6 protein-coding genes are annotated in these 7,691 nt (G+C 48.0%); 2 read left to right on the top strand and 4 right to left on the bottom strand.

From position 1 onward, the window contains the following. Positions 1-255 precede the first annotated feature (255 nt). The 4 genes from ACFSW8_RS16320 to ACFSW8_RS16305 form a co-directional block, all read right to left on the bottom strand. The gene (locus ACFSW8_RS16320; protein WP_377088141.1) at positions 256-1,224 is read right to left on the bottom strand and encodes an AAA family ATPase; all 969 of its coding nucleotides are present in this window, start codon (positions 1,222-1,224) and stop codon (positions 256-258) included. Between the two features lie 2 nt (positions 1,225-1,226). Next, positions 1,227-1,610: a DUF4345 domain-containing protein gene (locus ACFSW8_RS16315; RefSeq protein WP_377088139.1), complete on the bottom strand. Its 384-nt coding sequence runs from the start codon at positions 1,608-1,610 to the stop codon at positions 1,227-1,229. A gap of 224 nt (positions 1,611-1,834) precedes the next feature. Continuing rightward, complete coding sequence (locus ACFSW8_RS16310; RefSeq protein ID WP_377091414.1) at positions 1,835-3,400, bottom strand: arylsulfatase; 1,566 nt, start codon at positions 3,398-3,400, stop codon at positions 1,835-1,837. An 83-nt stretch (positions 3,401-3,483) separates the two neighbouring features. Continuing rightward, positions 3,484-4,440 (bottom strand): HAD family hydrolase, encoded by a 957-nt coding sequence (locus ACFSW8_RS16305; RefSeq protein WP_377091413.1) that lies wholly within the window; start codon positions 4,438-4,440, stop codon positions 3,484-3,486. 304 nt (positions 4,441-4,744) lie between these two features. Here ACFSW8_RS16305 and ACFSW8_RS16300 point away from each other — a divergent pair, with 304 nt between their 5' ends. Both ACFSW8_RS16300 and ACFSW8_RS16295 read left to right on the top strand, forming a co-directional pair. Next, positions 4,745-5,917, top strand: a complete 1,173-nt coding sequence (locus ACFSW8_RS16300; RefSeq protein ID WP_377178782.1) for a carbohydrate porin — start codon at positions 4,745-4,747, stop codon at positions 5,915-5,917. 2 nt (positions 5,918-5,919) lie between these two features. Continuing rightward, complete coding sequence (locus tag ACFSW8_RS16295) at positions 5,920-7,563, top strand: esterase/lipase family protein (RefSeq protein WP_377088133.1); 1,644 nt, start codon at positions 5,920-5,922, stop codon at positions 7,561-7,563. Positions 7,564-7,691: the final 128 nt, after the last annotated feature.

Below are 7,691 nucleotides of genomic sequence, written 5' to 3'. Positions count from 1 at the left end.
ACTCACCTTTGCAAGCTTTTTATTTACTTATTTTCAATCAGTTATGCTTAAGTGAACGCGCATGAGCCAGTACCGATTGCACCGGCTGCGTCGGTAGAAATGAAAAATCACGTGTCAAAAATTGAAACCGTATCAATTCTTCCAGACTCGCATACACTCCCTCTGTCTCAGAAGTTTGCTCAACTTTTACACGCTTTATTTTAGTCCAGTCCATTAACTAACATCACGTTGCATTTGACCAATACCCCAGTCAAATCACGCTACAGCTACCAACTTCACAATTCTAGCAATAACCTCATCGCTCGTCACCCCCTCTGCCTGAGCTTCATAACTCAACCCGATCCTGTGACGTAAACAATCACCAATCACAGCACGAACATCGTCAGGGATCACACTCGATCTCCCTTCTAACCAAGCATGGGCTCTCGCTGCCTTGTCCAAAGCAATACTACCCCGAGGACTCACCCCTACCTGAATCATACGCCCTAAATCCGCGTCCAGCTCACTCGGCCTCCGTGTGGCTGCCACCAATGACACAATGTATTGCTCCATTGCCTCACTAATCTCGATTCCCTCAATCTCCTCTCTTGCCCCAAATACCGCTTCCTGCGCGACCTCAATAGCCTCCTTCTCTGCTGCTCCAGCGCCAGATTCACCACGTACCAAACGCATCACCAACCTCTCATCCTCATCACTCGGGTAATCAATCGATATGTGCATCAAAAAACGATCCATCTGAGCCTCAGGTAAGGGATACGTCCCCTCCTGCTCAATCGGATTCTGAGTCGCCATCACCATAAATAATGGAGCCATCTTGTGCGTCTCACCAGATACCGTCACTTGCCTTTCCTCCATCGCCTCTAACAATGCAGCCTGAACCTTCGCAGGCGCCCGGTTCACTTCGTCAGCTAACACAATGTTCGCAAAAATCGGTCCCGGCTTGAATTCAAAGCGCTCACTCGATGACTCCCCCAAATACATCTCAGACCCAGTGATATCAGAGGGTAACAAATCCGGAGTGAACTGAATCCGGCTAAAGTCTGCCACCAAATGCTGCGCCAAACTCTTCACCGCACGCGTTTTTGCCAAACCTGGTAAACCTTCTAACAAAATGTTACCATTGCACAGAAGACTCAATAAAATGCCCTTCACCACAGCCTCCTGACCAATAATGGAGGACTGCATACTTGATTGCAGTTGTTTAATAGATTGATGAGCGCTCATAACTAAAATTTTTTGCTACGTAACACCCATACACAGACTGGCACGAGTGATAATTCCATTAATGTATAAACCAACAATATTGTCGAAGGCATTCCATCTACAATAATACTGATGACTCTCCCAATGACTAAACCTCCACAAAAAATACCTAACACCAAGACTCCTGCATCGCGATATTTGTCACTAAAGGCACTCCATAACCAGAAGCCTCCAAGTGATAAATACAAAGTTGTGACGGCTCTCAAAATATGTGTCTGATCGATGCTCGGTGCCGCCTCTGTAGCTAAAAATGTCTCAAAAAACCACGTAGGTGAAATGCCATAGAGAAGAGCAATCACTGTGATGGTCAGACTCGCAAAAATTAGAAGTATTGATCTTATATTCATTTGTAGGAAAGAAGAGTCATCTGTTAAGAAACTTACTTATCCCCGGCCCTTTTACTGATGCTTTCCATCACGTGATCTAAATTGAAGCTGCCAGAACCCTGAAGAATCTACGGATCGATGCTCAGGCAATATGCCAAAGCCTTTAACGCCCTTCTCATCATCTTCATAGTAATCTCTAAAAGAAAGAGGGCACTCATTATCGAGTGCCCTCATGGTATCGTAATTTAGTTCTTTGCTGGAACGGTAAGCTTCTCCATCACCTGATCTAGTGAGAAGGAAGCCGCCTTCTGCCTTGGTGGGTATTCCTTAAAGGTCTCTAAGAATTTCCCAACATATTGCTGCGCTGGAACCAACAGATAAGCGCGATCCAATAACCAATCGTAATAGGTATTGGAAGTAATCTCTGCGCGCTCATAAGGGTCACGGCGTAAGTTGAAGATCAATGGTATGCGAAGAGGAACAAATGGATCCATCCACACACGTAGGCCACCTTCTGTCTTTTGCTCCATGAAGATCAACTTCCAGCTGTCATAACGCAATGCGGTCAAATCTCCGTCGTCTGAGAAATAGAAAATCTCGCGACGTGGAGAGATAACCTTCTGTGGTTCGGCCAAGTGAGCTGATAAATCATAACCGTCGAGATGGTTCTTATAATCACGACCCAAAGCTTTTGATTTATACCCCTTCAGCAAGTCCTGCTTGATTGTCTTATTGCCAGCTGCCGCTGCAAATGTTGGAAGCCAGTCCATGTGGTGAACAATGCCGTTAGAAACTGATCCTGGCTTAATCACTCCAGGCCACTTCACAGCACACGGCACACGCCAGCCACCTTCCCAGTTCGTGTTCTTTTCTCCGCGGAACGGGGTCGCAGCCGCATCAGGCCAGGTATTGTAGTGCGGACCATTATCAGTCGAGTAATGGATGATCGTATTGTCAGCAATACCAAGCTCGTCGAGCACTTTGAGGAACTCACCAATGTGCATATCATGCTCTAGCATGCCACATGTGTATTCATCCGCATGAGGATACTGCTCCTTAATCTTTGCCATCTTCTCAGCACTCACGTGTGTGCGGAAATGCATCCGTGTCCCACTCCACCACACAAACCATGGCTTGTTAGCCTTCTCAGCGCGCTTAATAAAGTCAATGGCATGCGCCACTGTGTCATCATCCACAGTCTCCATACGCTTCTTAGTCAATGGACCTGTGTCTTCAATCTTACCGTCCGCTGAGGACTTGATCACACCACGTGGTCCATATGCCTCAATAAAGGTCCTGCCATCAGGTAACTTATAATCAGCGGGATAGTCTTCATTCTCTGGCTCTTCCTCTGCATTCAAGTGATAGAGATTACCATAGAATTCATCAAATCCATGATTTGTCGGAAGATGCTCATCCTTGTCACCCAAGTGGTTTTTTCCAAACTGCCCAGTCGCATAACCCTGGTCCTTTAGTACCGTTGCTATCGTAATATCCTCCTCTTGCATCCCGAGATCCGCCCCCGGCAATCCTACCTTAGAAAGCCCCGTACGGAACACACTCTGCCCCATGATAAATGAAGAACGACCCGCCGTACACGATTGCTCACCATAGTAGTCAGTGAAAATCATTCCTTCCTTGGCAATGCGATCAATGTTGGGTGTCGTGTAGCCCATCACGCCTCGCGTATACGCAGAGATGTTCGACTGACCGACATCATCCCCCCAAATCACTAGAATGTTTGGCTTCTTCGCCTTGTCCTGCCCTGCAGCAGAATCTACTCCACCTACGATGACAGCTGTCGCTGTCATCACGGCACCGAATATGGATTTGGCTCCTCCCTTCTGGAAAAGCCCTCTCTTATTTGTTTTCATTGTTTGTTAGGTTACTAGGGTTATTTAAAAATCTTATTCCACTCCTCTTTCATATCCACAACGGTCCAGCCCTTCGCTTTCGCTTCATCAAGCCCTTTGTCTAGCTTGCCAATGTGAGAATCTCGATCATACGCCCACTCCCTCTCCGCATCAGTGTGATGAATGTACACGCATAATCGCTTGCCATCCCCTGCCGCAGTCCACTGCAACATCTGTAAATCACCATCAGAATTTCCAAATGCTGCTATCGGCCGCTTGCCTATGTGCGTGTGAATCCCCACTGGCTTCCCTTCCTTGTCATCAATAAAGCCAACCTTCGGCTCACGCACTATCACTGGTACCCCATCTCTCAACTCAAACTTTACCTCCACAGAACTCCCAATCACTTGCTCAGGTGGTATCCCATACACCTCCTCAGAAAATACTCGCATGAAATCAATCCCCCCTCCAGATACAATGTATGTCTTAAAACCCCACTTCCGCATCGTGTCCAACAGTTCAAGCATCGGCTGGTAAACCATCTCCTTGATAGGTACCCCAGTCTGAGGATGCTTCGCACTGTCAATCCACTTGCGTACAGATGCTGCAAATTCCTCAGTCGTCATCCCACTATGCGTCACCTTTACAATCTCTAGCAAACTTTTCTCCCCACCACTCAACGCTTTCTTTAAATCTCCCGCTAACACCGACCTAAAAGGCTCTCTCTCTTTCCACTCCGGATGCTGAGGTGCCATCTCCTTTACCCGATCAAATGCATACAATGCCTGAAAATATATCGGCTGCTCCGCCCATAACGTCCCGTCATTGTCAAATACCGCTATCCTGTCCTCAGGCCTCACATAACTCTCACCCCCCTCCTTACATACCTCATCTATGAATGTTAAAATCGCAGTCTTACTCGGACCCGAACTCCATGACGGCATAATCTGAATCACCGAAACCTCACTCACACTTCTCTGCTCAGCTTTCACCGACATGCCCGTCGCTAACCCTAGCGATAACGCTATCGCTATACTACTCCTTAAAGATGAAATCATTTCTATTTAAATTTAATCTAACAAATGTTAGGGTGGAAAATTTACTTCAGAATCAAACATATAAAGCAATCTCCCACTAGAATCTAGATCAAAATGATGTCAATATGATCAGTGATGATTAATGATTAATATAAACTAACAATTGTTTTAACTCACAAACCACTATACCTCTCACATTCCTAACGAGAAGATAGGCCCTGAGTTGACAAACAACTCCATCTTTCAGTATGAACTGCTAGTGGTCATGAAGTGCCTGTGGAAACTAGTCTCTCTCTCTCTCACTTGCCTTTGCCTCTCGGCTCAGGAGCCAGCAGCTGTCACCGAAGTTGAAGAACTCTCTCTCGCAGGCCTCCAGGACAATGAACGAGCGAACAAATCAATTTTCTCCACAGACCGTCTAGAGCTGGCCCTAACCTATAGCGCGCTGATTCAAGCTGCAGTCACTGAAGGCGAAAGCGCTGGCTCAGGAGAACTCCACCTTGGTGGACGCTGGGTTTTTATTAATGAAGACTACCCTAGCCGGCTTATGGAGCGCATTGGTGGCGAAAGTGACGGTCTCCTCTGTATCAAATTTCGCATCCGTCACCGACACAGCCTGCTTGATATCCCCGCCTCCCAGTTAGCAGGAAGTATAGGGAGCATTCTTGGCACCACTGATGGCTTCAGTAACAGCGGCTTTGAAATTCCCGACCTCTACGTCCAGCACATCTTTCACGATGGAAAAGTAGAACTCAGATACGGCCAACTAGCAGTCGAGTCTCGACTCGATTCTCACGCCATGCGCAGTGCTAAAAAAGCATTCTTGAACCGTGTGTTTTCCACGAACCCTGCCGTCCCCTACCCACGTTTCGGCGCAGGAGGAATTGCCCGCTGGCAGATCAATGACTACTTTGACCTGACCTATGCCCTCACCCAAGTACAAGCGAGTAAAACAGGAGCCCAAGTCGACTTCGACCTTAATTCTAACGATCTATTCACAGCCATACAAACTGGCTTCACCTGGGGAAAGAAAAAGGGCACCGAAAGCCATATCCAAGCCATGCTATGGGCCGCTGATGGTACGGAAGACGCTCAGGAAGACTACGGCTTTAGCCTAGGCTATGAAGCACATTTCGAAGATTCAGATAAATCCCTCTTCCTCAGGTTCGCTAACAGCCATGGCACCCAATCAGATCTCAACAGGATGGGCGTCATCGGCTTCGGTAAAACATGCCGTGAAACAGACCTCTTCGGACTGGGCATAGGAGTGGGCCGCTCATCAGCAACCTCTGATATCCAAGGCGTCATCGAAACCTTCTACCGCTACCAAGCTCCATTCCAACTCGAGATCACCCCTGATATCCAATTCCTTGTTGGCAATGGCCTCAGAGGCGATTATGAAATTGTCACCGGTCTCAGAGGCCACTTTAACTTTTAGACATGACTGCATCCGCATCTGCCATATTCCGCCTCGCCTTGGTACTATGCGCTTCCCTCTGCGCTTCTTGTGTGCCCGTCATGCAGAAACATTCTTCTAACCAATTGGCAGATAGCCTTCCTCGAGCGCCATTTAACGAATGGAGCTACGCGAAAAATGCACGCGCCCAAATCCGCAAGGCCATCCATCTCTCACAACCCCAACCCGCAGATGCAGCCGCCATTCTCTTGTCCACAGCCAGAGAACTCGCACCCCACAAATCACAAACAACCTGGGCGAATCACGCCTATCAACTAGCCCTCGGTCTCGGCGTCCAACTCGTCCACGAAGAACAACTCTGGGGGCAGCACCTACAACATAAGCACTATTCAGTGATACCCCCTTCATCATGCTCAGTCTCCCAGACCTACATCAACTGCATCGATAATTTAAAATACGCCGGCCAGTACAACACTCCAGCCCTCCAACCCACAATTCTCGATGCTGGCACCGGAGCACCCATGGTAGCCTTTACTGATTGGACTGAAGAACGGGTAAACTCCTACCCTTTCATTCCAAAAGTCGGACAAATCTACAGCCTCACTGTCACCGCGCAGTGGTTAGACTCCCAAGCTGTAGAATTTACACTCTCTGACTCAAGATCCAATCCTAACTTGAGTGCCAATTACAGCGTCCCCACTGCATTCTCCGAGACGCTTACCAAAGAACTAAAATACCAAGGAATTCTTAACGTGTTACGACCCGCTCGAGGCGTCTCCTCCATGGGTCTATTCAGCCTCGATCCTGTCGATCCCCAACGCATCCCCATCATTCTAGTCCATGGCCTAGCAGCCTCACCTAACCTCTGGGTTAAACCCTCCCATAACCTCCTCCAAAATGAAACCATTCGAGATAACTACCAACTCTACGCCTACTTCTACCCCACTGGCCTCCCTATTTCACACAGTGCCGCAAGACTCAAAAAAGAAATCAGAAGACTCGAAACCTACCTAAAACAACATGGCGCAGGCTCCAAAGCCGATCAAATGGTGATCATCGGCCATAGCATGGGTGGCCTTCTCACCAGTGCTGTCACACGTGACTATCGAGGCGCAGCCAGCGAACTCTATACCAAAAGCGTTGATTCTCTCACCGCTGAAAGTAAGGGCAAAGACGCTATCAAAGAACTCCTCGAACAACCTCCTCTCGACTGTGTCACACGCGCCATCTTCATTGCCACCCCACACCGTGGCTCGAAATATGCCGATAACTGGATCGGACAATTCACCTCTCACCTCATCGAAATCCCCAAAAATATCGTCGGTATCGACCCACAGCACTACCGCCATGACCTCACCCAGGCGGGACGCGAAATCTTCAACATGCAGGAAGGTATGGATGGCGTCCAACGACTACGCTACAATAACCCCGCTCTCAAATATAACCTCAGCCGCCCAAAACTTCCCCAAGTCACCTACCACTCCATCATCGGTGACCGTGGCTGGGGGGGAAAATTAGAAAATAGCTCAGATGGCATCGTAGCCTACTCAAGCTCACACCTCGAGGGAGTCGCCTCAGAGCTTGTTGTCCCCTCATGGCATAATGCTCAAGACAACGATGAGGCAATTGAAGAAATCATCAGAATCTTAAAACTCCACCTCCACTAGTGTGCTGTCAGCGAAGTCCTGTGCAAAATGATTCGATTTTTTCAAAGATCTGATCAGCCGAGACAGTCCACTTGAAAGGTTTGGATGCACGGTTACTTTCTTCAATATAATTCATGATGGCTCGCTTA

It is taken from the genome of Rubritalea tangerina (genome assembly GCF_042683245.1).
Classification (GTDB): Bacteria; Verrucomicrobiota; Verrucomicrobiia; order Verrucomicrobiales; family Akkermansiaceae; genus Rubritalea; species Rubritalea tangerina.
Note: the sequence above shows the minus strand (reverse complement) of the source record. Positions and strands in the feature narration are given on the sequence as shown.

Bases quoted from the DNA above. Each gene is read 5' to 3' on its own strand.
- ACFSW8_RS16320 (WP_377088141.1), bottom strand. From the start codon at position 1,224: ATGAGCGCTCATCAATCTATTAAACAACTGCAATCAAGTATGCAGTCC.
- ACFSW8_RS16315 (WP_377088139.1), bottom strand. From the start codon at position 1,610: ATGAATATAAGATCAATACTTCTAATTTTTGCGAGTCTGACCATCACA.
- ACFSW8_RS16310 (WP_377091414.1), bottom strand. From the start codon at position 3,400: ATGACAGCGACAGCTGTCATCGTAGGTGGAGTAGATTCTGCTGCAGGG.
- ACFSW8_RS16295 (WP_377088133.1), top strand. From the start codon at position 5,920: ATGACTGCATCCGCATCTGCCATATTCCGCCTCGCCTTGGTACTATGC.
- ACFSW8_RS16300 (WP_377178782.1), top strand. From the start codon at position 4,745: ATGAAGTGCCTGTGGAAACTAGTCTCTCTCTCTCTCACTTGCCTTTGC.
- ACFSW8_RS16305 (WP_377091413.1), bottom strand. From the start codon at position 4,440: ATGTCGGTGAAAGCTGAGCAGAGAAGTGTGAGTGAGGTTTCGGTGATT.